The 212-nt window shown below is 43.4% G+C and carries 1 pseudogene; it reads left to right on the top strand.

The features are described from left to right. Positions 1–212, top strand: a pseudogene (locus OGX67_RS00480) (T6SS immunity protein Tli3 family protein); the annotation flags it as partial.

A 212-nucleotide genomic window follows, 5' to 3' on the forward strand; every position in this document is an offset into this window, starting at 1 on the left:
CCGCGTTTAAAGCCGGGTGGTCCGGGTATAGATTATCAATACTTCGATGATACCGACTATCTCTCTATATATACAGACGGAAAGAAAAAATCTAAAGGAAAATATTATTATGGTCATACCCGTCCTGAATCTCCAGGTGCTGCCTGGGGAACAGTGGTGTTTATGAAAGCATCCCTGGCCCATTTAACGGAGGGATATAAGGCCAACTATCA

It is taken from the genome of Citrobacter sp. Cf118 (genome assembly GCF_030334095.1).
GTDB lineage: Bacteria > Pseudomonadota > Gammaproteobacteria > Enterobacterales > Enterobacteriaceae > Citrobacter > Citrobacter freundii.